Source organism: Micromonospora peucetia, from assembly GCF_900091625.1.
GTDB classification, from domain to species: Bacteria; Actinomycetota; Actinomycetes; order Mycobacteriales; family Micromonosporaceae; genus Micromonospora; species Micromonospora peucetia.
Genome location: NZ_FMIC01000002.1, coordinates 5619012 through 5641371, shown reverse-complemented (window position 1 = coordinate 5641371; position 22360 = coordinate 5619012). Strand labels below are relative to the sequence as shown.

At 72.9% G+C, this 22360-nt stretch carries 23 protein-coding genes; 17 read left to right on the top strand and 6 right to left on the bottom strand.

Annotated elements, in window-relative coordinates; genetic code table 11:
• Nucleotides 1–40: 40 nt before the first annotated feature.
• The gene (locus GA0070608_RS25580) at nt 41–337 is read right to left on the bottom strand and encodes a ferredoxin (protein ID WP_091631010.1); all 297 of its coding nucleotides are present in this window, start codon (nt 335–337) and stop codon (nt 41–43) included.
• Between the two features lie 177 nt (nt 338–514).
• On the opposite strand from GA0070608_RS25580, the gene arc reads away from it, so the two are divergent.
• From arc to GA0070608_RS25535, 9 genes are all read left to right on the top strand, one after another.
• A complete protein-coding gene (gene arc, locus GA0070608_RS25575) occupies nt 515–2296 on the top strand; it encodes a proteasome ATPase (RefSeq protein WP_091631009.1) in 1782 nt (593 codons plus the stop codon).
• A gap of 165 nt (nt 2297–2461) precedes the next feature.
• The gene (dop, locus tag GA0070608_RS25570; protein WP_091631008.1) at nt 2462–3979 is read left to right on the top strand and encodes a depupylase/deamidase Dop; all 1518 of its coding nucleotides are present in this window, start codon (nt 2462–2464) and stop codon (nt 3977–3979) included.
• A gap of 105 nt (nt 3980–4084) precedes the next feature.
• A complete protein-coding gene (locus GA0070608_RS25565; RefSeq protein ID WP_091631007.1) occupies nt 4085–4300 on the top strand; it encodes a ubiquitin-like protein Pup in 216 nt (71 codons plus the stop codon).
• 21 nt (nt 4301–4321) lie between these two features.
• Complete coding sequence (locus tag GA0070608_RS25560) at nt 4322–5008, top strand: endonuclease VII domain-containing protein (RefSeq protein ID WP_091631006.1); 687 nt, start codon at nt 4322–4324, stop codon at nt 5006–5008.
• Nucleotides 4927–5766, top strand: coding sequence for a proteasome subunit beta (gene prcB / locus GA0070608_RS25555; RefSeq protein ID WP_176733835.1), 840 nt, complete (start codon nt 4927–4929; stop codon nt 5764–5766). Before GA0070608_RS25560 ends, prcB begins: the two co-directional genes overlap by 82 nt.
• 61 nt (nt 5767–5827) lie before the next feature.
• The gene (gene prcA / locus GA0070608_RS25550; RefSeq protein ID WP_091631004.1) at nt 5828–6649 is read left to right on the top strand and encodes a proteasome subunit alpha; all 822 of its coding nucleotides are present in this window, start codon (nt 5828–5830) and stop codon (nt 6647–6649) included.
• Between the two features lie 368 nt (nt 6650–7017).
• Nucleotides 7018–8376: a Pup--protein ligase gene (gene pafA / locus GA0070608_RS25545; protein WP_091631003.1), complete on the top strand. Its 1359-nt coding sequence runs from the start codon at nt 7018–7020 to the stop codon at nt 8374–8376.
• Between the two features lie 69 nt (nt 8377–8445).
• The gene (locus tag GA0070608_RS25540) at nt 8446–8631 is read left to right on the top strand and encodes a hypothetical protein (RefSeq protein ID WP_091631002.1); all 186 of its coding nucleotides are present in this window, start codon (nt 8446–8448) and stop codon (nt 8629–8631) included.
• Nucleotides 8632–8820: 189 nt separating this feature from the next.
• The gene (locus GA0070608_RS25535; RefSeq protein WP_091631001.1) at nt 8821–9369 is read left to right on the top strand and encodes a carboxymuconolactone decarboxylase family protein; all 549 of its coding nucleotides are present in this window, start codon (nt 8821–8823) and stop codon (nt 9367–9369) included.
• 85 nt (nt 9370–9454) lie between these two features.
• On the opposite strand, the gene GA0070608_RS25530 is transcribed toward GA0070608_RS25535, so the two are convergent.
• Nucleotides 9455–10540, bottom strand: a complete 1086-nt coding sequence (locus GA0070608_RS25530) for a DUF3866 family protein (RefSeq protein WP_091631000.1) — start codon at nt 10538–10540, stop codon at nt 9455–9457.
• A 63-nt stretch (nt 10541–10603) separates the two neighbouring features.
• Nucleotides 10604–11581, bottom strand: coding sequence for a cation diffusion facilitator family transporter (locus GA0070608_RS25525; RefSeq protein WP_091636162.1), 978 nt, complete (start codon nt 11579–11581; stop codon nt 10604–10606).
• A gap of 126 nt (nt 11582–11707) precedes the next feature.
• Here GA0070608_RS25525 and GA0070608_RS25520 point away from each other — a divergent pair, with 126 nt between their 5' ends.
• The 8 genes from GA0070608_RS25520 (at nt 11708) to GA0070608_RS25485 (ending at nt 18563) form a co-directional block, all read left to right on the top strand.
• Nucleotides 11708–12706 (top strand): helix-turn-helix transcriptional regulator, encoded by a 999-nt coding sequence (locus GA0070608_RS25520; protein WP_091636158.1) that lies wholly within the window; start codon nt 11708–11710, stop codon nt 12704–12706.
• Nucleotides 12703–13767 carry a helix-turn-helix transcriptional regulator gene (locus GA0070608_RS25515; protein ID WP_091630999.1) on the top strand — a complete coding sequence of 355 codons (1065 nt, stop codon included), beginning with the start codon at nt 12703–12705 and terminating at the stop codon, nt 13765–13767. Before GA0070608_RS25520 ends, GA0070608_RS25515 begins: the two co-directional genes overlap by 4 nt.
• A 10-nt stretch (nt 13768–13777) precedes the next feature.
• Nucleotides 13778–14026, top strand: a complete 249-nt coding sequence (locus tag GA0070608_RS25510; protein ID WP_091630998.1) for a hypothetical protein — start codon at nt 13778–13780, stop codon at nt 14024–14026.
• A gap of 208 nt (nt 14027–14234) precedes the next feature.
• Nucleotides 14235–14561: a Sec-independent protein translocase subunit TatA gene (gene tatA, locus GA0070608_RS25505; protein WP_091630997.1), complete on the top strand. Its 327-nt coding sequence runs from the start codon at nt 14235–14237 to the stop codon at nt 14559–14561.
• Nucleotides 14562–14579: 18 nt separating this feature from the next.
• Nucleotides 14580–15530, top strand: a complete 951-nt coding sequence (gene tatC / locus GA0070608_RS25500) for a twin-arginine translocase subunit TatC (RefSeq protein WP_091630996.1) — start codon at nt 14580–14582, stop codon at nt 15528–15530.
• Nucleotides 15531–15884: 354 nt separating this feature from the next.
• Nucleotides 15885–17003, top strand: coding sequence for a hypothetical protein (locus tag GA0070608_RS25495; RefSeq protein ID WP_141719544.1), 1119 nt, complete (start codon nt 15885–15887; stop codon nt 17001–17003).
• 195 nt (nt 17004–17198) lie between these two features.
• The gene (locus GA0070608_RS25490; protein WP_245715945.1) at nt 17199–17804 is read left to right on the top strand and encodes a response regulator transcription factor; all 606 of its coding nucleotides are present in this window, start codon (nt 17199–17201) and stop codon (nt 17802–17804) included.
• Nucleotides 17805–17984: 180 nt separating this feature from the next.
• Nucleotides 17985–18563 carry a response regulator transcription factor gene (locus tag GA0070608_RS25485; protein WP_091630993.1) on the top strand — a complete coding sequence of 193 codons (579 nt, stop codon included), beginning with the start codon at nt 17985–17987 and terminating at the stop codon, nt 18561–18563.
• 24 nt (nt 18564–18587) lie between these two features.
• Here GA0070608_RS25485 and GA0070608_RS25480 read toward each other — a convergent pair whose 3' ends face one another.
• The 3 genes from GA0070608_RS25480 to GA0070608_RS25470 form a co-directional block, all read right to left on the bottom strand.
• Nucleotides 18588–20405, bottom strand: a complete 1818-nt coding sequence (locus GA0070608_RS25480; RefSeq protein WP_091630992.1) for an ATP-binding cassette domain-containing protein — start codon at nt 20403–20405, stop codon at nt 18588–18590.
• Nucleotides 20402–22132, bottom strand: coding sequence for an ABC transporter ATP-binding protein (locus tag GA0070608_RS25475; RefSeq protein ID WP_091630991.1), 1731 nt, complete (start codon nt 22130–22132; stop codon nt 20402–20404). The genes GA0070608_RS25480 and GA0070608_RS25475 overlap by 4 nt, the downstream gene beginning before the upstream one ends.
• A gap of 71 nt (nt 22133–22203) precedes the next feature.
• Entirely contained in the window at nt 22204–22323 is a 120-nt protein-coding gene (locus tag GA0070608_RS25470) for a SapB/AmfS family lanthipeptide (RefSeq protein WP_089003486.1), read from the bottom strand.
• Nucleotides 22324–22360: the final 37 nt, after the last annotated feature.

Sequence of the window (22360 nt, the reverse complement as noted above, 5' to 3'; positions counted from 1 at the left end):
GCCGTCCTTCCGCGCCGCCCGGCGCGGAAGGACGGGACCGTCAGTCCTCCTCGGCCTCCGGGCCGGCCACCTCGACGCCGTCGCTGCCGCGCACGACGTGGATGCAGTCGCCCGGGCACTCCTTCGCCGAGTCGATCACCTCGAGGCGCAGGTGCTCCGGCACGTCGACCCGGCTGCCGGGCGCCATCCGCAGCTCACCGTCGGGTCCCTTGACGTACGCGAGCCCGTCGACGTCGAATTCGAAGACGTCAGGCGCGTACTGCACGCAGAGCCCGTCGCCCGTGCAGAGATCCTGGTCAACCCAGACCTGCAGTTGGTCCGTCACGACCTCTGCCACGGTGTTCCCCCCATGTTCTCCCGTCCCACGCCCCGACGGTACCCGAACGACCGGACCGGCCCCCGGGGCCACCCTTCGCGATCAAGGTTCGGTGACGAGCGCGTTGCGTGGGACCGAATCGGCCTCATAGCGGCTAGTGTTAGGGCAGAACGTTCAAGCCCCCCGGGGAGGTGGGACGTGGCACGCAGCGACGACGCGGACTCGCGCGCCGCACGGTGGGAGAAGGAGGCCCACGATCTCTCCACGCAGGTCGCGTTCCTTCAAGAGGAACTCGCTCTGGTGCGGCGCAAGTTGACCGAAAGCCCCCGACACGTCCGGCAGCTCGAAGAGCGGCTGGCGGCCACCCAGGCACAGTTGGCGCGGCTGACAGAGAACAACGACCGGCTCGTGAGCACCCTCAAGGAGGCTCGCACGCAGATCGTGACGCTCAAGGAGGAGATCGACCGCCTCGCGCAACCGCCGAGTGGTTACGGCGTCTTCCTCGCGCGGCACGACGACGGCACGGTGGACGTCTTCACCGGCGGACGCAAGCTCCGTGTCTCCGTCTCGCCCTCGCTGGACGTCGCCGAGCTGCGGCGAGGCCAGGAGGTCCTGCTCAACGACGCGCTCAACATCGTCGACGCGTTCGGCTACGAGCGGGTCGGCGAGGTGGTGATGCTCAAGGAGATCCTCGCGGGTCCCGACGACAGCCCGGGCGACCGGGCACTGGTGGTCTCGCACTCCGACGAGGAGCGCATCGTGCACCTCGCCGAAACCCTGATCGGCGCGCCGATCCGGGCCGGCGACTCGCTCATGATCGAGCCCCGTTCGGCGTACGCGTACGAGCGGATCCCGAAGAGCGAGGTCGAGGAACTCGTCCTGGAGGAGGTGCCCGACGTCGGCTACACCGACATCGGTGGCCTCCACTCGCAGATCGAGCAGATCCGCGACGCGGTGGAGCTGCCCTTCCTGCACGCCGACCTGTTCCGCGAGCACCAGCTCCGTCCGCCGAAGGGCATCCTGCTCTACGGCCCGCCCGGCTGCGGCAAGACGTTGATCGCCAAGGCGGTGGCCAACTCGCTGGCGAAGAAGATCGCCGAGCGGGCGGGCAAGGAGAAGCACACCAGCTTCTTCCTCAACATCAAGGGTCCGGAGCTGCTCAACAAGTACGTCGGCGAGACCGAGCGGCACATCCGGCTGATCTTCCAGCGGGCCCGCGAGAAGGCTGGCGAAGGCACCCCGGTCATCGTGTTCTTCGACGAGATGGACTCGATCTTCCGGACCCGCGGCTCCGGCGTCTCCTCCGACGTGGAGAACACCATCGTTCCGCAGCTGCTCAGCGAGATCGACGGTGTGGAGGGGCTGGAGAACGTCATCGTCATCGGCGCCTCCAACCGGGAAGACATGATCGACCCGGCGATCCTGCGCCCCGGCCGGCTCGACGTGAAAATCAAGATCGAGCGGCCGGACGCCGAGGCGGCCAAGGACATCTTCTCCAAGTACATCCTCTCCGGGCTGCCGCTGCACCCGGACGATCTGGCCGAGCACGGCGGCGACCCCCGGGCCACCGTCGCGGCGATGATCGACGCGGTCGTGCTGCGGATGTATTCGGAGACCGAGGAGAACCGCTTCCTCGAGGTCACCTACGCCAACGGCGACAAGGAAGTCCTCTACTTCAAGGACTTCAACTCGGGAGCGATGATCCAGAACATCGTCGACCGGGGCAAGAAGATGGCCATCAAGGAATTCCTCACCTCCGGACGCAAGGGCCTGCGCCTGCAGCACCTCCTCGACGCCTGCGTCGACGAGTTCCGGGAGAACGAGGACCTGCCCAACACCACCAACCCCGACGACTGGGCCCGCATCTCCGGCAAGAAGGGCGAGCGGATCGTCTACATCCGCACGCTCGTCTCCGGCGGCAAGGGCGCGGAGGCCGGTCGGTCCATCGAGACCGCCAGCAACACCGGCCAGTACCTCTGACGGACACCCGCACGGGGCCCGTGACGCGACGCGTCACGGGCCCCGTCCCGTCCGCACCTCGCCCGCAGCCGCCGTCGCCCCGGTCCGGCGTGCCCCCTTCCGCCGCGCAGCCGACTACGCTCGATGTGACGGGGGACCGGTCGGGCGAGCGAAGCGGGTAGGTCGATGAGCGTAAGACGGATCATGGGCACCGAGGTCGAGTACGGCATCTCCGTTCCCGGCCAGGCCGGGGCCAACCCCATGGTCACCTCTTCCCAGGTGGTCAACGCCTACGGGGCGCGCCCGGAACTCAACCGGGGCGGCCGTGCCCGCTGGGACTACGAGGAGGAGTCGCCGCTGCGCGACGCACGCGGCTTCACCTACTCGGGCGCCGCGTACGACCCGGCCGAGGCGCTCGCCGACGAGGACCTCGGGCTCGCCAACGTGATACTCACCAACGGGGCGCGGCTCTACGTCGATCACGCCCACCCGGAATACTCCACACCCGAGGTGACCAACCCGCTGGACCTGGTGCGTTGGGACAAGGCGGGGGAGCGGGTGATGGCCGAGGCGGCCCGCCGTGCCGCCACCATCCCCGGCACCCAGCCGATCCACCTCTACAAGAACAACACCGACAACAAGGGCGCCAGCTACGGCTCCCACGAGAACTACCTGATGCGCCGCCAGACGCCGTTCGCCGACATCGTCGCGTACCTCACGCCGTTCTTCGTGACCCGGCAGATCGTCTGCGGCGCCGGCCGGGTCGGCATCGGCCAGGACGGCGGGCAGAACGGCTTCCAGATCTCCCAGCGCGCGGACTTCTTCGAGGTCGAGGTCGGCCTGGAGACCACCCTCAAGCGGCCGATCATCAACACCCGCGACGAGCCGCACGCCGACGCCGACAAGTACCGCCGGCTGCACGTCATCATCGGCGACGCGAACCTGTCGGAGATCTCCACGTACCTGAAGGTCGGCACCACGGCGCTGATCCTCACGATGATCGAGGAGAAGGCGCTCGGTGCCGACCTCGGCATCGCCGATCCGGTCAGCGAGTTGCGTGCTGTCAGCCATGACCCGTCCCTGACGTACCGGATGCGGCTGCGCGACGGGCGGCGGCTGACCGCCCTGGATCTCCAGTGGGCCTACTACGAGCGGGTCCGGTCCTTCGTGGATGACCGCTACGGCACCGACGCCGACGCGCAGACCCTCGACGTGCTCGACCGCTGGGAGGGCGTGCTGGACCGGCTGGGCCGCGACGTCATGCTCTGTGCCGACGAGTTGGACTGGGTGGCCAAGCTGCGGCTGCTGGAGGGCTACCGGGAGCGGGAGCAGCTCGGCTGGGGCTCGCACAAGCTCCAACTGGTCGACCTCCAGTACTCCGACGTCCGTCCGGAGAAGGGCCTCTACAACCGGCTGGTCTCCCGGGGCGCGATGAAGACGCTGCTCGACGCCGAGCAGACCCGTACCGCGATGACCGAACCGCCGGAGGACACCCGGGCCTACTTCCGTGGCCGCTGCCTGGCCCAGTACGCCTCCGAGGTCGTCGCGGCCAGCTGGGACTCGGTCATCTTCGACGTCGGGCGGGAGTCGCTGGTCCGGGTGCCGATGATGGAGCCGGAGCGCGGCACCCGCACGCACGTTGGCGCGCTCTTCGACCGCTGCTCCAGCGCCAAGGACCTGTTGGAGACCCTCACCGGAGGCTGACCGTCGTCGACGGATCCCCGCCGCGTGCCGAAGCCGGCGCGCGGCGGGCTTTTCGTCGCCTCCGCGAGGTAAGTTGATCGCAGGGCGATCGTGGAGGAGGCAGCAATGGCCACTCGTGACAGCGGCGGGCAGTCGCAGTCGGGCAAGTCGCGTCAGGGCGAGGAAGTCGAGGACGTCACCACGGAGGCGAACCCGGAGGTCGCCGAGCGGCACGCCGAGATCACCGAGGACGTCGACGACCTGCTCGACGAGATCGACTCGGTCCTCGAGGAGAACGCCGAGGAATTCGTGCGTGGTTACGTGCAAAAGGGAGGACAGTGACTAAACCGGGGCGAACCGGACATGTCAATTCCTTCTGACGACCGGGACGGGCGGCGTCGCTGCCGCGACTGTGGGGAATGGAAGCTGCTCGACGATTTCTGTTCGAGCAGCAAGCGACCCAGTCGTCGCGGCAGCTACTGCAAATCGTGCTTCAACCAGCGATCCAAGGCCAGCTACGCCAAGCGGGTGGGGGAGACGCACGGCCGGAGCGTCAAGCCGGCGCGGGAGCTTCCGGAGGGGCACCGATTCTGTGCCGACTGCGGGTCGGTGAAACCCGTCAGCGACTTTCCTCGTAACCGGTCGGACAGCACCGGCTATGCCACCTACTGTAAGCCCTGCCACAACGCCAGGACCCGGGAGACCAAGCAGCGCCTGTACGGCGGAAACCGCGAATACCACCTGCGGCAGCGCTACGGCATCGGGGAGAAGGAGTTCGACGAGCTCCTGGCCGAACAGGGCGGGGTCTGCGCGATCTGTGGCGGCGCGGACCCCCAACATCTGGACCACGATCATCGCACCGGATGGGTGCGCGGGATATTGTGCTTCAACTGCAACGGTGGTCTTGGCCAGTTCCGTGACGATCAGTCGCGGCTGGCCGGGGCGATCACATATCTGAGAGGAACCACGTGGCAGCGGGTTTTGATCCATCCGGGCGTCTACCAGATGTGTTCACCAACGCGGGGACGTCCTCCTTCACCTCGTTCCTGAGCAAGGTGGCCCCCGAGATGCTGCCCGGCCGCCGGCCGCTGCCGCCGGGTATGGCCGCCGACATGGCGCCGCACGCGACGACCATCGTGGCCATCTCGGCCGCCGGCGGTGTCGTGATGGCCGGCGACCGGCGGGCCACCATGGGCAACCTGATCGCCCAGCGCGACATCGAGAAGGTGCACCCGGCCGACGCGCACTCCCTGGTCGGCATCGCCGGCACGGCCGGTATCGGCATCGAGCTGATGCGACTGTTCCAGGTGGAGCTGGAGCACTACGAGAAGATCGAGGGCGCGATGCTCTCACTCGACGGCAAGGCCAACCGGCTCGCCTCGATGATCCGCGGCAACCTGGGCGCCGCGATGCAGGGTCTCGCGGTGATCCCGCTCTTCGCCGGCTACGACCTGGCCGCGAAGGACCCGGCGCGGGCCGGGCGCATCTTCAGTTTCGACGTCACGGGCGGCCCCTACGAGGAGACCGGCTACGACGCGATCGGCTCCGGCTCGATCTTCGCCCGGTCGGCGCTGAAGAAGCGTTTCCAGCCGGGGATCTCCATCGATGAGGCGGTCCGGCTCGCGGTCGAGGCGCTCTACGACGCGGCCGACGACGACACCGCGACCGGCGGCCCGGACCTGATCCGGCGGATCTACCCGGTGGTGATGACGGCGACGGCGGAGGGCACCCACCGGCTCACCGAAGAGGAGATGTCGGTGATCGCCGAGAGCGTGGTCTCCGGTCGGATGGAGAATCCGGGCGGTTGATCCGCTCCCGCCCGCACCAGTCAGCAGCCGTCAGCACAGCGCCCTAAGGAGAACCGCCGCCGTGGCCATGCAGTTCTACGCTTCGCCCGAGCAGATCATGCGCGACCGTTCCGAGTTGGCTCGCAAGGGCATCGCCCGGGGCCGCAGCGCGGTGGTCCTGAGCTACGAGGGCGGGGTGCTCTTCGTCGCCGAGAACTTGTCCAGCGCCCTGCACAAGGTCAGTGAGATCTACGACCGGATCGGCTTCGCGGCCGTCGGCCGCTACAACGAGTTCGAGAACCTGCGTCGGGCCGGGGTGCGGATGGCCGACCTGAACGGCCTGAGCTACGACCGGCGTGACGTCACCGGCCGGGCTCTGGCGAACGCGTTCGCGCAGACCCTGGGCGCCATCTTCACCGAGCAGTCGAAGCCGTTCGAGGTGGAGATCTGCGTGGCCGAGGTCGGCACCACCGCCGAGGACGACGAGCTCTACCGGCTCACCTACGACGGTTCGGTCAACGACGAGCCGGGCCGGATGGCGATGGGCGGGCAGGCCGAGGCGATCACCGGCGTGCTGAAGTCCGACCACCGTCCGGACATGTCGCTGGGCGAGGCGGTGCGCGTCGCGGTGCGGGCGCTGGGCAGCGTCGGGGGAGAGGGCGGCGCCTCCCGGGCCATCGCCGCCAACCAGTTGGAGGTGGCGGTCCTGGACCGGCGCCGGGTCGGGCGGACGTTCCGTCGTGTCACCGGTGCCGCGTTGACCGCGCTGCTGGACGGAGACAAGGCCGAGCAGCCGGTGCCGGCCCGCCCGGAGACGCCGTCCTCGCCGACCGAGGAGGCCAAGAAGCCCACCACGTCGGCTGGCTCGGCGGACCTGGAGGGCCAGGAGACCCCCGAGGCGTAGCGGACCACGCCCCGGCGCGGGCGGTCCGGAGCGTTGACTGCCGGGCCGTCCGTCCGGGGCCCGTGTCCACGTCCGCCGGTCCTGGACGTGCCGAGAGTCCGTCGCGGGCCGGCTCACGTGACATCCGCCGGTCCTGGCGTCCCCGGGAGAGCGGCTGCGGGCCACGCCGGTGACCGTGGTCGCCTACCGCACGGCGCAGCGGGCGTCCACCTGGGACGCGAGGGCGGACCGGGGCATGCCGTCCGTGGCAGCCGACTCGCGTGTTCACCGGCCCGCGCGGCCGGAGGCCAGGGGCTGCTGGGGCGTCCGGGTGAGAGGGGCACGGTGTGCGCTGCCCATCTGGGGCTTCGGGCGGCTAGTGTCTCATCATGGAGCGGCGAATCTTCGGCATCGAGACCGAGTACGGCGTCACCTGCACCTACCGTGGGCAGCGGCGGCTGTCCCCCGACGAGGTCGCCCGGTACCTCTTCCGCCGCGTGGTGTCGTGGGGCCGGTCGAGCAACGTGTTCCTACGCAACGGCGCCCGGCTCTATCTGGACGTCGGCTCGCACCCGGAGTACGCCACGCCGGAGTGCGACTCGGTGGTGGACCTGGTGGCGCACGACCGGGCCGGTGAGCGGATCCTGGAGGGTCTGCTCGTCGACGCGGAGAAGCGGTTGCACGACGAAGGCATCGCGGGCGAGATCTACCTGTTCAAGAACAACACCGATTCGGCCGGCAACTCGTACGGCTGCCACGAGAACTATCTGGTGTCCCGGCACGGGGAGTTCGGTCGGCTGGCCGACGTGCTGATTCCGTTCCTGGTCACCCGGCAGTTGATCTGCGGGGCGGGCAAGGTGCTGCAGACGCCGCGCGGGGCGGTCTACTGTCTCTCCCAGCGGGCCGAGCACATCTGGGAGGGTGTCTCGTCGGCGACGACCCGGAGTCGGCCGATCATCAACACCCGGGACGAGCCGCACGCGGACGCGGAGCGCTACCGCCGGCTGCACGTCATCGTCGGCGACTCCAACATGAACGAGGTCACCACGCTGCTCAAGGTCGGCACCGCCGACATCGTGCTGCGGATGATCGAGGCCGGGGTGGTGATGCGTGACCTGACGCTGGAGAACCCGATCCGGGCGATCCGCGAGGTGTCGCACGACATCACCGGCCGGCGCAAGGTGCGGCTCTCCTCCGGAAAGGAGGTCAGCGCGCTGGAGATCCAGCAGGAATACCTGGCCAAGGCGACGGAGTTCGTGGAGCGCCGCGGCGGCGACCAGACCGCCAAGCGGGTGGTGGAGCTGTGGGGCCGGGTGTTGAGCGCGGTGGAGACCGGTGACCTGGAGCCGGTGTCCCGGGAGATCGACTGGGTGACCAAGTTGCGGCTCATCGAGCGCTACCAGCGCAAGCACGACCTGCCGCTGTCGCACCCGCGAGTGGCCCAGATGGACCTCGCCTACCACGACGTGCGCCGGGGTCGGGGCCTCTACGGGCTGCTGGAGCGGCGTGGCGAGGTGGACCGGGTGACGACCGACCCGGAGATCTTCGAGGCCAAGGAGACCCCGCCGCAGACGACCCGGGCCCGGCTGCGCGGCGAGTTCATCCGGCATGCGCAGGAGAAGCGGCGCGACTTCACCGTCGACTGGGTGCACCTCAAGCTCAACGACCAGGCGCAGCGCACCGTGCTCTGCAAGGACCCGTTCCGGGCGTACGACGAGCGGGTGGAGCGGTTGATCGCCAGCATGTGACGGTGACGGCCGGCCCGGTGCGGTGCTGACCGCCGTCCGGGCCGGCCGGCCCGGTAGGCTGACCGCGCCATGACGACTTCTGAACCTCCCGACAGCGGCCGCCAGCGACAGAACTGGGCCGAGCGCCGCCGCGAGAAGATCCGTGCCGAGATCGAACGTAACCGGCGCGGCGAGTACACGGTGCCCACCTGGGTGCTGGGGCTCGCGCTGGCGCTGATCGTGGGCGCCTGGCTCGCCCTGATCTTCCTGGTCTAGCCACCCCTGACGCCGTCGCCTTTCCTACGGCCGGCCTCGGCCACCGGGCCGCCGGCGGTAGTCCTGCCGGTCCGACTACACCGCAATCTAGAAGTTGTGCCGGTTCCGGCGAACCTGGGAACGTCATGCCCGTTCGGCGTTGTCGGCGATTCGACCGCGTACGCGCGGCCGTGGCAGGAGGGTGACCGTATGGCACACATCGACCTCGGTCTCGACGAGCGGGCGCATCCGGGCATCAACGGCCCGATGCGGTTCCGCCCCGAGACGGCCAGGCCGCTCAACGAGCTGGCGGAGACGTTGTTGCGTGCCCCGCACCCGACGTTGACCCCGGGTGAGCGGGAACTGATCGCGGCGTACGTGTCGGGGCTGAACGAGTGCCGGTTCTGCTGCGCCTCGCACTCGGCGTTCGCGGCGGCGCAGCTTCCCTCGGGCATGCGGCTGGTCGACCAGGTCCGTGCCGACCCGGTGACCGCCGAGATCAGCGACAAGCTGCGGGCGCTGCTGGAGATCGCCGGTGCCGTGCAGCGCAGTGGCCGTGAGGTGACGGCGGACCTGGTCAAGGTTGCCCGGGTGGCGGGCGCGACGGACCTGGAGATCCACGACACGGTGCTGATCGCGGCGGCGTTCTGCATGTTCAACCGGTACGTGGACGGGCTGGGCACGCTGGCTCCGGAGGATCCGGTGGGGTACGAGAAGGCCGCCGAGCACATCGTGCGGTACGGCTACGGCGCGAGCTGACCGCCCGTCGGCGGGCGCGGGCGCCGCGGACGTCCGCACCGCCGCGTCGACGGGCGCCGCGTCGACGCGGCGGCGTCAGCGCGGGTCAGGCCAGCAGGTGCGCGGCGTGCCGGCCGGCCGCGGCGGCGGCCAGGAAGTAGGCGTGGTCGGCGTCGATACCCCGGCCCATGGTGGACAGGGGCACCGGCGTGGCCCGCAGCGCGGCGTCGAGCCCGTCGGTCGGAACCCGGACGACGGTGTGTCGCGCCGCCAGCGGCGCCAACGCCGCGTCCACCTCGTCGGCCAGCGCCGGGGCCAGGCCGTCGGGCACGACCAGCTCTGCGGGGGCGAGGGCCACCCGGCCGTACGCGGTGAGGCTGTGGTGCGACACGCCCCGGTGGCGGGGTCGCGGATCGGCGTCGGAGATCCGCAGCGATCCGACCGGGCGCCCGCCCAGCGTGGCGACGGCGTTGACGGCCTCGCCGACGGCCACTCCGGAGAAGCCCCACCGGGTGCCGGTGCCCAGGTTGCCCGGTCCCTGGGCGACGATCGCCACGTCGGCGCGCAGCACGTGCCGGGCGGCCAGCAGCCCGCTGTGCAGGGTGCTCGCCTCCAGGTCGCCGCCGAAGGCCTGGCCGACGCTGACCGTGCCGACGAGGTGGTCGTGCAGCCCGGCGAGGGTGCGGGAGAACCAGGCCGGCAGTGCCCCGCCGTCGGTCAGCAGGTACGCGACCCGGGTGTCGGGGGCGTCGGCGTGGATGCCGGCCAGGATCGCCGGCAGCGCGGAGTGCAGGTCGGCGGTGACCACCGGCAGGCCGGTCAGGTCGTCGGCGGCGGCCATGACCTCCCGGTGCGGGGAGGCGTCCTCGTCGACGCCGAGCAGGATCGGCTGCAACGGGGTGTACCGGGCCTTGACGAGGTGGCCGGCGTCGCGGCTGTCGAGGGCCTGCGGCGGGTCCGGCGGTAGCCGGTCGGGCAGCGCCACGACCAGGGCGTATCCGCCGGTGCCGAGGCCCATCAGCAGTGCGCCGGCGTTGAGCAGTACCCGGTCGCCGGGCTCGGGCCGGCCGACTAGCGCGGGATAGGCCAGGGCGCGCACGGCGCCGCCGTCGGGCAGGTCGACGTCCACTTCCACCGCCCCGGTCCACTGCCGCCGCAGCGCCGTCACCGTCCCCGACCGCCATCGCACCATGCCCGGCACGCTAGCGTCGCCGCCCGGGTCGGCCGCGCCCGGGGCGGTGCGCCCGGACGGCGGTCAGCCGGCGGGAGTGCCGCCGGGGCCGCCGGGCTGCGGGTCGTCGCCGGGGCGGTCGGTGCGGGTCGGGTCGAGGAAGACGTACCGGATGTGTGGGTGACGGGCGGTGAGCCGCCGCTCGGCCTGGTCGGCGGCGGCCTCGATGGTCGCGCCGCTGGCCTCGTCGTCGAAGTCGACCTTCGCGGCGACCAGGACGTCGCTCGGTCCGAGCTGCATGGTCAGCAGTGTGTGGATCCGCCGTACGGCGGGCAGGCCGGCGATTTCGTCGGCGATCTCGTCGCGCAGCCGCTCGGGCACCGCCCGGCCGACCAGCAGCGAGATGTTGCTGTGGGCCAGGACGGTGGCCACCACGAGCAGCAGCACGCCGATCAGGACGGAGGCGATGCCGTCCCACAGTTCGTCCCCGGTGAGCTGGGACAGGGCCACCCCGGCGGCGGCCAGCACCAGCCCGATCAGGGCTGCGCTGTCCTCGAAGAAGACGGCCTTGACGGCGGTGTCGGAGGTCAGCCGAAGGAACCGGCGTGGGGTGGTACGCCAGCGTCGGGACTCGGCACGGACCTGGCGCACGGCGCGGGCCAGGGAGATCGATTCGAGGGCGAAGGACACGGCCAGCACGACGTAGGAGGCCAGGTAGTCGCCACTGTGCTCGTGCACCAGGATGGTGGTGACACCGTGGGTGATCGCGAAGCCGGCGCCGGCGACGAAGGTGAACAGCGCCGCCAGGAACGCCCAGACGTAGCTCTCCTTGCCGTACCCGAACGGGTGCCGGGCGTCGGCGGGCCGCGCCCCTCTGCGCAGCGCGAGGTAGAGAAGCACCTCGGTGGTGGTGTCGGCGACGGAGTGCACGGCCTCGGAGAGCATCGCCGCCGACCCGGAGAGCACTCCGGCGATCAGCTTGGCGACCGCGATGGCGAGGTTGGCGGCCCCCGCCACCACGACGGTGCCGACGCTGTCGGTCCTGACCTCCGGCTGGGTCACCACGTCACTGTATGGTCGTCGGCGGTGGGGTACCCGGTGACCGGTGAACAGGCCGGTCGCGACGCGGCGCACGTCGTGCCCGCGTGGGTGCACGGGCTCGGCGGGTGGGCTGCTAGCGTCTACCGAGTGTCGCGGACCCGCACCGAACGCCTGGTCAACCTGGTGATCTGCCTACTGTCCACGCGACGGTTCCTGACCGCCGCGCAGATCGCCGCGACCGTGCCCGGTTACGAGCACGATCCGGACGACGCGCGTGACCACGAGGCGTTCCAGCGCAAGTTCGAGCGGGACAAGGCCGAGCTGCGTGAGTTGGGCGTACCGCTGGAGACCGGGACGGCGAGCGTCTTCGACGCGGAGCCCGGCTACCGGATCGCCCACCGGGAGTATGCGCTGCCCGACATCCCTCTCGAACCGGACGAGGCCGCCGCGATCGGCATCGCCGCCCGGCTGTGGCAGCACGCCGGCCTGGCCGCCGCCGCCTCCTCGGGGCTGGCGAAGCTGCGCGCCGCCGGCGTGGACGTGGACCCGCAGGCCACGCTGGGCCTGGAGCCGATGGTGACGGTGGACCCGGCGTTCGCGCCGCTCACCGCCGCCGCCCGGGACCGGCGCGAGGTCAGCTTCGACTACCGGGTGCCGGACCGCGACGACCCCACCCGCCGCCGCCTGCAACCGTGGGGCGTGGTCTGCTGGCGGGGCCGCTGGTACGTGGTCGGGCACGACCTCGACCGCGGGGCGACCCGCTGCTTCCGGCTGTCCCGGGTGGTCGGCACGGTACGGGCGACCGGCGTTGCCGGGGGCTACCAGCCGCCGGCCGGAGTCGACCTGATCAGCCACGTGGCCCGCTGGTCGGGGCCGGTGGAGCGCACCGGGCGGGCCACCGTGCTGGCCGCGGCCGGACGCGCGGCCGGGCTGCGCCGCTGGGCGGTCGGCGTCACCGCCGGGCCCGACGGTGACCGGCTCGTCCTGCCGTACGCCGACGCGGACGCGCTCGCCGGCCAGCTCGTCGGCTACGGCCCGGACGTGCGGGTGCTCGATCCGCCGGAGGTGCGCGACGCGGTGATCCAGCGGCTGAAGGAGATCGCCGTCCGGCACGACGACCTGGCGGTCGCCGGGGGTGTCCGGTGACCCGGCCGTCCGCCCGGGGCGGTTCCCGCGCGTCGGCCGACCGGCTGGCCCGGCTGCTGAACCTGGTGCCCTACCTGCTGGCCCGGCCCGGCATCGAGCTCGCCGAGGCGGCCGGTGACCTGGGCGTCACCGAGCGGCAGCTGCGCGAGGACCTGGAGCTGCTGTGGGTGTGCGGTCTGCCCGGCTACGGCCCGGGTGACCTGATCGACATGGCCTTCGACGGCGACCGGGTGACGATCACCTACGACGCTGGCATCGACCGGCCGCTGCGGCTCACTCCGGACGAGGCCCTCGCGTTGGTGGTGGCGCTGCGGATGCTCGCCGAGACGCCCGGGGTGACCAACCGGGAGGCTGTCGAACGGGCCCTCGCCAAGATCGAGCACGCGGCCGGTGACCTGGTGGCGGCGCCGGTCGAGGTTCGGCTGCCCGCCGACACCCGACGGGTGGAGGAGCTGCGGACGGCCGTCGAGAGCGGCCGGGCACTGCGCATCACCTACTACACGGCGGCGCGGGACGAGACCACCGAGCGCGTCGTCGACCCGCTGCGGATGCTGATGGTCGGCGGGCGGGCGTACGTGGAGGCGTGGTGCCGCCGGGTGGAGGCGGTGCGGCTGTTCCGGGCCGACCGCATCGACGCGGTCACCGAGCTGGACGAGCGGGCCGTGGTGCCGCCGCAGGCCCGCCCGCACGACCTCACCGAGGGTGTGTTCCGGCCCTCGCCGGACCTGCCGCTGATCACCCTGCGGATCGGTCGGGGCGAGCGGTGGATCACCGAGTACTACCCGTGCGAGCGGGTCGAGGCCGGCGGCGGCGACCACTGGCTGGTCTCGCTGCGGGTCACCGACCTGGGCTGGGCCCGCCGGTTCGTGCTGGGACTGGGCTCGAACGTGACCGTGGTGGCGCCGGTCGAGCTGGCCGATCAGGTCCGGGCCGCGGCAGTCGCCGCCCTCGACGCGTACGCGTCGCCGACGCCGGCCGCGTCCCTCGGATCGACGGACGGGTCGGACCCGCGGCGGGCGGTGTCGCCGGCCGACCCGGCGGTGACCGCGGGCACGCAGTAGGCTGGCCGCCGTGGTGAAGTGGATCGTGCTCGCGGTGGTGCTGTTCGCGCTCGTCGTGTTCGCCCTGGCCTTGCGGCCGGTGCTGGCGCGGCTGCCCCGGCTGCGTCGCGCGGCCGTGGCCCTGCAACGTCGCGCGACCGAGGCGGAGGCGCTGCGGGAGACCGCCGAGACCCTCCAGGCGCGGGCGGAGACTCTCCAGGAGCAGCTCGACACGACCCAGCGGCGGATGGCCGTGATCAGGGCCCGGCGGGGCGGCTGAGCGATCGGTGTCCGGTTCCTGCGCGAACCGGGCAGGTTCCGCGCAGGAACGATCCTTCGGCAGATGGTTGACGGGACGTCCCGCGTTGGTCAACACTTCACCGGCCGGGACAAACCACCACCACCCGGCGGGTGTCAACGCCCATCGGCGCACGTACGATGGGCTGCGGTACACCCCTTACGACGACACAGAGCGACTGGAGCTTCCCATGGGTGCCCTCAAGCCGTGGCACATCGCCGTACTCGTGGTCGTGCTGATCCTGCTCTTCGGTGCGAAGCGGCTTCCCGACGCGGCCCGTTCGCTGGGCCGTTCGCTGCGGATCATCAAGGCCGAGACCAAGAGCCTGCAGGACGACGACCGCGACCTCGCCGAGAAGGCCGACGCGCAGTCCGCCTACCAGCCGCTCCCGCCGCAGACCGTTCAGGGGCAGCCGTACGCGCCGCCGCACGCCGGGCAGCAGCCACACGCCGCCCCGCAGCAGCAGCCGTACGCACCTCCGGTCAGCGACCCGGTGCAGCGCGTCCGCGACAACTGACCGAAGGGCCCGAGACCCGTGGCCTTCGCCCTCAAGAAGCGCGGTCCGAGCAATTTCGCGCGGGCTGCCGACGGCTCGATGACGCTCATGGAGCACTTCCGTGAGCTGCGTACCCGGTTGTTCCGCGCCTCGCTGGCGATCGCGGTGGGGCTGATCGGCGGCTTCCTGCTCGCCCAGCCGGCGTTCGATCTGCTCAGACAGCCGTACTGCCGGCTTCCCGGCATGATCGTCGACGGTGAGTGCCAGAACTTCCTGCTGCTCGCCCCCGCGGACGGGTTCATCCTCAAGCTGAAGCTGGCGCTCTGGATCGGCCTGATCATCGGTGCCCCGGTCTGGCTCTACCAGCTGTGGGCGTTCATCGCGCCGGGCCTGCACCGCAACGAGCGCAAGTGGGCGTACGTCTTCGTCGCGATCGCGGCGCCCCTGTTCGCCGCCGGCGCGGTGCTGGCCTACTTCGTGGTGGACAAGGGCCTGGCCTTCCTGCTGGAGGCTGGCGTCACCGGCACCGGCACCCAGTTGGAGGTGACCCGGTACATCTCGTTCGTCACCAACATGATCCTGCTCTTCGGGGTGGCGTTCGAGTTCCCCCTCACCCTGCTGATGCTCAACTTCACCGGGGTGGTGAGCGCCCGCCGGCTGCTCAGCTGGTGGCGGGTCGTGGTCTTCGTCTGCTTCGCGTTCGCGGCGGTGGCCACCCCCGACCCCGGGCCGTTCGGCATGACGCTGCTGGCGCTCTGCCTGTCGCTGCTCTACTTCGTCGCCGTCGGGGTGGCGTTCCTCAACGACAGGCGGAAGGGACGCGGCAAGGAGATCTACGCGGGTGTCGACGACGACGAGGTGTCGCCGCTCGAGTTCGATCCTGAGCCGGTGGAGGCCGGGAAGCGGGTGGACGCCAGCGCGCCCGTCACCGCCCCGGAGCCGGTCACCGCGCCGGCCCCGATCGACCGCCGCTACGACGACATGACCTGACCGCCCGCCCCATGACGAACGGAACAAGCCCTCCTTCACCGGGGGGCTTGTTCCGTTGACGGCCGGGTGCGGGTGCTGCTGCCGACCCGGGAGGGCGTCGCACCACGGGCGGCTTCCCTAACGCACCGCCCGTCAGCCGTCAGCGCCCAGTCGGCAATCCGTCACCAGCTGTTCACGAGCTGCGATCGGGTAAGCAGATCTTTACGATGTGTCGACGTGCCCGACGAGGGAGGTCGCTGTCCAGTGCGTCGCCCGACGTTTCGTCGTCCACCCGTCGCCGTGCCGGCGCCAACTGCTCCGCCGCGACGGCGCAGGATGCCCGTCGCGCGGTTCGCCGTGCTGTTGGGAGCCGCCGTGGGGGTCGGTGTCCTGGGTGCCGCGCTGTCCGGTGACCCGGCCGCCGCCGGGGACCGCGCCGGCCTCGCCGTGGTGGGGCAGAGCGGCCTCACCGACGCCTCGGGTCCACCAGGTTCCCGCTCCGCTCCGGCGCTCAGCGACGGCGGTCCGGCCGTGGCCGGGCATGCCCGATCCTTGCCCCGCACCGGGCAGCGTGACCGGCCGCGCGCGCGTACCGGCCTGGTGACGCCGGTCGGCGACCTGGTGGCCGAGGTGGGCCGGCGGGTGGCGGCCGCCACCCCGGACCGGGACCGCCGCCGGGACGACGAGCGGCACCGGCCACTGGTCCCCGCCGCCCCTGCCGTGCCGGTCCCCGCAGCACCTGCCGTGCCGGTCCCCGCCGTGCCGGTCCCCGCCGTGCCGGACGATGGCACGTCCCCGCCCGTACGCCGCGTCACCGCCCCGGCCTCGTCCCACACCCGGCCACCGAACTCGGCCGGGAGGTCCCTGGTTCCCCGTCTCGCCGGGACGGCCGCGGTCGTCGCACGGCCAGCGGCGTCTGCCGGGGCGTTCCTGGTTCCCCGTCTCGCCGGCACCGCGTCGTCCGTCGTGACGCCGGTGGTTCGCGCGGCCCTGTCCACCACGGGCTCCGTGGTGTCGCGCGTGATCGGGTTGCCCTGTGTGCTCTCCCCGGCGCCGCCCGGGTCGCCGGTCGTGCCGGGTGACCCGTCGTCGCCTCCTGTCGGCGGACCGGGCCTGTCGCCGCCGGATGCGGCAGTGGTGCCGCCGGATACGGCAGTGCCGCCGGTCGTGGCGTTGCCGGGCGCGGCGAACGCCCCACCACAGACCATCGGGGCACGGTTCGCGATCACCTCGTCATCTGGTGGTGGATCCGACTGGCGTCCCGGTCGGGGCGGCGGGGCCGCCGTCGCAGCCGCGCCGGGTTCGGCCGGTCTGCCGATCCGCCCCGTCGTGCCGGGCGAGGACGACGTCGCGGCCACCACGGACGGCGGCGCCCCGGCGATGGTCGGGCCGTCGGCCGACGCGGACCGTCCGACCGGGGCCGACGGCGGCTCGCCACCCGCACCGCAGGCCCCGGGAGACCGGTTCCCCGGGGTGAGTGCCCGCCCCGGCTGAGTCCCTGGGGCCCGCCCGCGCGGTCGTCCGGTACGTCCGGCCGCATCGCCCGGCGCCTGGCCACACGGTTGCCCCTGACCGTCGGGTCGTCGACGTGTCGCGGGCCAGGACCCAGTCGTTTCGCGCAGCCGGCCTGCGTGGTCCCGTCAACGGGACCCGCTCGCCGCCCGCGCACCCCGAGATCGGAGCCACGCGTTGATCCGCGTCGTCGTTGTTGAGGAGATGGGTCTGCTGCGCACCGCGCTGTGCGCGGCGTTGTCGAGCGAGGAGGACATCGAGGTCGTCGCCGAGGTGACCGAGGTGACGGAGTTGCCGGCCGTGCTGCGTCGGCACCGGCCGGACGTGGTGCTGGTCGACCTGGCGCCGGACGCCCCGCATCCGGTCGAGGCCGTCGCCGAGATCACCGGAGCGGTGCCCGACACGGCCGTGCTGGCCATGGGCCGCCGGTGGAGCCGGCGGGTGGTCGGGGAGTTGCTGGACGCGGGCGTACGGGGCCTGGTCGGCAAGGACGCGTCCCTGGAGGCGCTGGTCGGAGCCGTCCGGGAACTCGCCGCCGGAGGGAGGGTCATCGACGCCGCCGCCGCCGTGACGGCGCTGCGCCCCACGTCGAGCCCGTTGACGCGCCGGGAGGTGGAGGTGCTACGGGTGGCCGCGGAGGGCCTGCCGCTCAAGGAGATCGCCCGCCGGCTCTACCTGGCGCACGGAACGGTACGCAACCATCTGTCGGCGATCATGCGCAAGACCGGCGCCCGTAACCGCATGGAGGCGGTGTGGCGCGCTCGACGCGACGGCTGGATGTAACTGTCCGGGTACGAGCCGGGTGTGCCTGCCCGGCTCGGCTCGTACCCCGGGGCGTGCCGGCGTCGTCCGGCGTTGAGCCAGGGTGGACGGTGGGGGGTCGCTCACCGAGCGGAACCAGCCGGGACGTGTTTGAATGCTGACGATCCGTGATCTGTCTGACGACGCTCCGGAGGGTCAACGGTGATCCGTACCCTGCTCGCCCTGGATGGTGCCCTGGTCCGTGGCGCCCTGTCGCTCGTCCTCGCCGCCGAGGTGGACATCAGCGTGGTGGCGGAACTGGACCGGGGTGACGCACTCCCGCCGGCGGTCCGCGCACAGCGCCCCGACGTCGCGGTCGTCGACCTCGACCTCATCGGCGAGGCGGGTGTGGCGGGGCAGTGCCCGTTGCTGGTGCTCGCCGACCGGCGCCGGGCGCGCAGCCTGCACCGGGTCTTCGTGCCGGGACGCCCCGTCGGGATCCTCGGCAGCGACGTCTCCCCGCACCGGGTGCTGGACGGCATCCGGCGGCTGGCCCGGCACGAGTCGGTGGTCGATGCCGACCTGGTGATGGCAGCGCTGACCCGGGACAGCCCGCTGACCTCACGGGAGACGGAGATCCTCGACCTGACCGCTGCCGGGGCCCCGGTCGTGGAGGTCGCCCGGGCGCTCGGGCTCGCGCCGGGGACCGTGCGCAACCACCTCGGCCGGATCACCCGCAAGGCGGGCGCGCGGACGAGGGTGGAGGCGGTGCGGGTCGCCCGCGAGGCCGGCTGGATCTGACTGCCGCGCCCACCCTGCGGGTGGTCACGCCCGGCCGAGCGGCACGCGGGTCGGCGGTGTCACGTCCTCCCAGTGCCCGACCAGTTCGCGGTAGGTGGACGAGCGGGCCAACAGGTCGTCGTGGGTGCCGGCGAGCGGTCGGTCACCGTCGAACACCAGCACCCGGCGGGCCCGGGCCGCCGAGCTGATCCGGTGCGCGATCACCACCAGGGTGCCGCCTCGGCGGGCGAAGGCATGCTCGACGGTCGCCTCCAGGGGCGGGTCCAGGTGACACGTCGCCTCGTCGAGGATCACCAGCGACGCCGGGGCGAGGTAGGCCCGCACCGCGGCGACGAGCTGGCGTTCCCCGGCGGAGAGGGTGGCCGGGTCGAGTTCGGCGTCGAGGCCACCGAGGCGGGTTACCAGGGCACCGGCGCCGAGGGCGTGCGCAGCGGCCAGGACGGTCGCGTCGTCTGCGTCGGGGCACAGGTAGCGGAGGTTGTCGCCGAGGGAGCCGGTGCGCACGTACGCCTCCTGTGGCACCAGCACCCGCAGCCGGGCCAGCGCGTCCGGCGGCGTGCCGGCGACCGGCACGCCGGCCAGGTGGACCGAGCCCGAGTCCGGCGGCACCAGCCCGGCGACCAGCGCGGCCAGGGTGGACTTGCCGGCTCCGCTCGGCCCCACCACGGCCAGGTGCTCGCCGGCAGCCACCGTCAGGGTGAGGTCCGCCAGGACGGGCCGGGCGTGCGGGCCGTACCGGAAGCTCAGTGCGCGCAGCTCGACCGCCCGCGACCCGGCGCCGCCGACGGGAGCGGCGGCATGCGGCGCCACGCCGGTGCCGGCCGGTGGCGGGTCCGCCGGGGCGACGGCGACCGGGGACGCCGGCGGTGAGTGGTCGTCGGGCCCTGGGGGCGGGCTCGTGCGCAGGATCCGGCCCAGGGTGACGGCGTAGCGCAGGCCCCCACCGCCGACGCCCTGCACGACGGCGTGCAGGGCGGGTTGCAGCCCGGTGGTCACGTAGACCAGCGCGCCCAGCACGGCCCCGGCGCTCAGCCCCTGCCGCACCAGCCACGGCGCGGCCAGCAGCAGCACCAGCACGGGCAGCCAGCCGCCCACCCCGAGGCTGAGGCTGCGCAGCGCGGCCATCCGGGCCAGGGTCCGCTCGGCGTCGGCCTGCGTCGTGACCCGCCGGCCCACGTCGGACACCACGCGCTCGCGTGCGCCGCAGGCGACGACGTCGCGATGACCGGCCAGCGCGGACGCCGCCGAGCGGCCGAGCCGCTCGCCGGCGGTCACCTGGGCCCGCTGGTGCGCCACCATGGCCGGCAGCGACGCCGCGAACACGGCCAGCCCCACCACCAGGGGGGCGGCCACCGCGGCCGCCAGCGGCGGGGCCAGGGCGAACAGGCCGAGCAGCGCGGCGCCGGCGGTGAACAGGAATCCGCGCACCACCAGCACCAGGCCGCCGAAGGTGTCCCGGACCACCTCGACCTGGTAGGTCAGCCGGGCCACGGCGGCGCTGTCCGCCCGGCCGCCGGCCCGGGTGGCCTCGCGCAGCGCGCCGTGCACCACGCGGGCGGCCAACTCGTCGCGGAACGGCTCCACCACTGCCCCGAGGCTGCGGTACACCTGCCCGGTGGCCGCCGCGCCGACCAGCACGGCCGCGGCGAGCCCACCCAGCCAGGCCAGGCCGGTGTCGAACTGGCCGGCCAGGAAGCCCCGGTCGACGGCGCGGGCCACGAGCATCCCGCCGAGCAGCGCCGGCAGGGCCTCGACCGCAGACCAACCCGCCAGCCGGCCCAGTGCCCGGCGGCGGGCGCGCAGCGCCGCCCAGGTGGTGCGGCGCACGCCGGGGCCGCTCATCGGGTTTCCCCGTCCGGGGCGAAGACCGCCCGGTAGTCCGGGTCGGCCCAGAGCCGCTGGTGCGGCGCCACTGCCCGCAGCCGCCCGCCGTCGAGCCACGCCACCAGGTCGGCCGCTGCCGCTGTCGTCGCGCGGTGGGTCACCACGAGCCGGGTACGCCCGCGGGCGCCGGCCGCCACGGCCCGGACGATCCGGTGTTCGGTGGCGGTGTCCAGGCTGGATGTGGCGTCGTCGAGCACGAGCAGCCGCCCGGCGGGGAACGCGCGGGCCAGCCCGAGACGCTGCGCCTCGCCGCCGGAGAACGGCGCGTCTGCCAGCCGGGTGCGGAAGCCCTCGGGCAGCCGGGCGACGACGTCGGCGACCTGGGCCGCCCGCGCCGCGGTCAGCACCGCCGGGGTGGCCGGGGCAGTTCCGGCGGGCGGTCGCGCCGATTCGGCGGGCAGCCCGAGCCCGATCGCGTCGTGCACCGTCTCGCCGACCAGGACGGGCCGGTCGAAGGCGTGACCGACGGCCCGGCGCAGCGCGGGCGGGCTGAGCCGAGGCAACGGCACCCCGTCCAGCAGCACCTCGCCGGTGTCCGGGTCGTGCAGCCGCCCGGCCACCGCGGCGAGGGTCGACTTGCCGGCGCCGGAGCGCCCGACGACGGCCACCGTGGCGCCCGCCGGGACGGTCAGGTCGATCCCGTCGAGGACCGGCCGCCCGTCCTCGGCGCGGACGCCGACCCCGCGCAGCCGCAGTTCCCCCCGACCGGGCGGCAGCGGTTCGGTGCCGTCGGGGCGCACCGGGTGGGCCAGCGGCTCGGCGATCCGGCCGGCCGCCGCGCGGCTGCGGACCAGCCGGTTCAGCGTGGCCAGCACCGCGCCCAGTCCGGCGCCGAGGGCCGCGTACTGCACGGCGGCGACGAGTTGGCCGGGGGTGAGCCAGCCGACGGTCAGCGCGTACCCGCCGACGGCCACGACGGCCACCTGGAGCAGCGGCCCCACGGCGGCCGTGCGGGCGCTCGCCCGGGCCAGCAGTCGCCAGCCGAGCTGGCCGTACCCGCGCAGCTCCGGCAGGGCCGCCAGCACCCGGTCGCGTTCCCGCTCGACGGTCGCGGCGGCGGCGATGGTGCGGGCGCCACCGAGGGCCTCCAGCAGCCGGCCCGCGACGACCCCCAGCACCCGCTGGTAGCCGGCGACGGCGGCGGAGGCGTCGGTGACGAAGGCCCGCATGAGCACCGCGAGCAGGGCCAGCCCGCCGAGGAGGGTGACGCCGAGCAGCGGTTCGAGCAGGGTGAGCGCCACGACGCTGCCGACCGGGGGGAGCAGCGCGACGACGCCCAGCACCACGGCCGTGCCGGCCTGCCCGGCGTCGGCGGCCTGCCCGACGAGCCGACCGACCAGGTCGCCCACCGGATAGCGGCGGACGGTGCGCACGTCGCAGGCGAACAGGTGGCGCAGTAGGCGCCGACGCAGCCGTGCGGTGGCCCGGGCCGCGCCGTACCCGCCGGCCACGTCGGTGAGGATGTCGGTGACCATCAGGACGGCGACCAGGCCGCAGGCCGCGGCCGGCCACCGGACGGAGCCGTCGCCGCCGACGGCGGCGTCGACCGCCAGCCCGAGCACGGCGGGCAGGGAGAGTTCGGCGGCTGCGCCGGTGAGCGCGACCGCGACGAGCAGGACCGTCCACCCGCCGCCGTCGCGGACCACCCGCCGCAGCAGCCGGTCGGAGCCGGTCGGCGTCCGCATCGGTCCTCCACAAAGACGTGCGGCCCTGGGCGGACACTTCCATCCGCCCAGGGCCTCGCGAGACGATCTGATCAGTTGCAGGTCGTGACGGACAGCGAGCTGTCGCCGCAGAGCAGCAGGCTCGCCCGGCTGCCACCGCCGGTGCGGTCGGCGGGGGCCATCTCCATGCCCTGGAGGTCGAGAAGCGCCATGTCGAGTCATCTCCTTCTGTACTGGTCGGATGGTCGG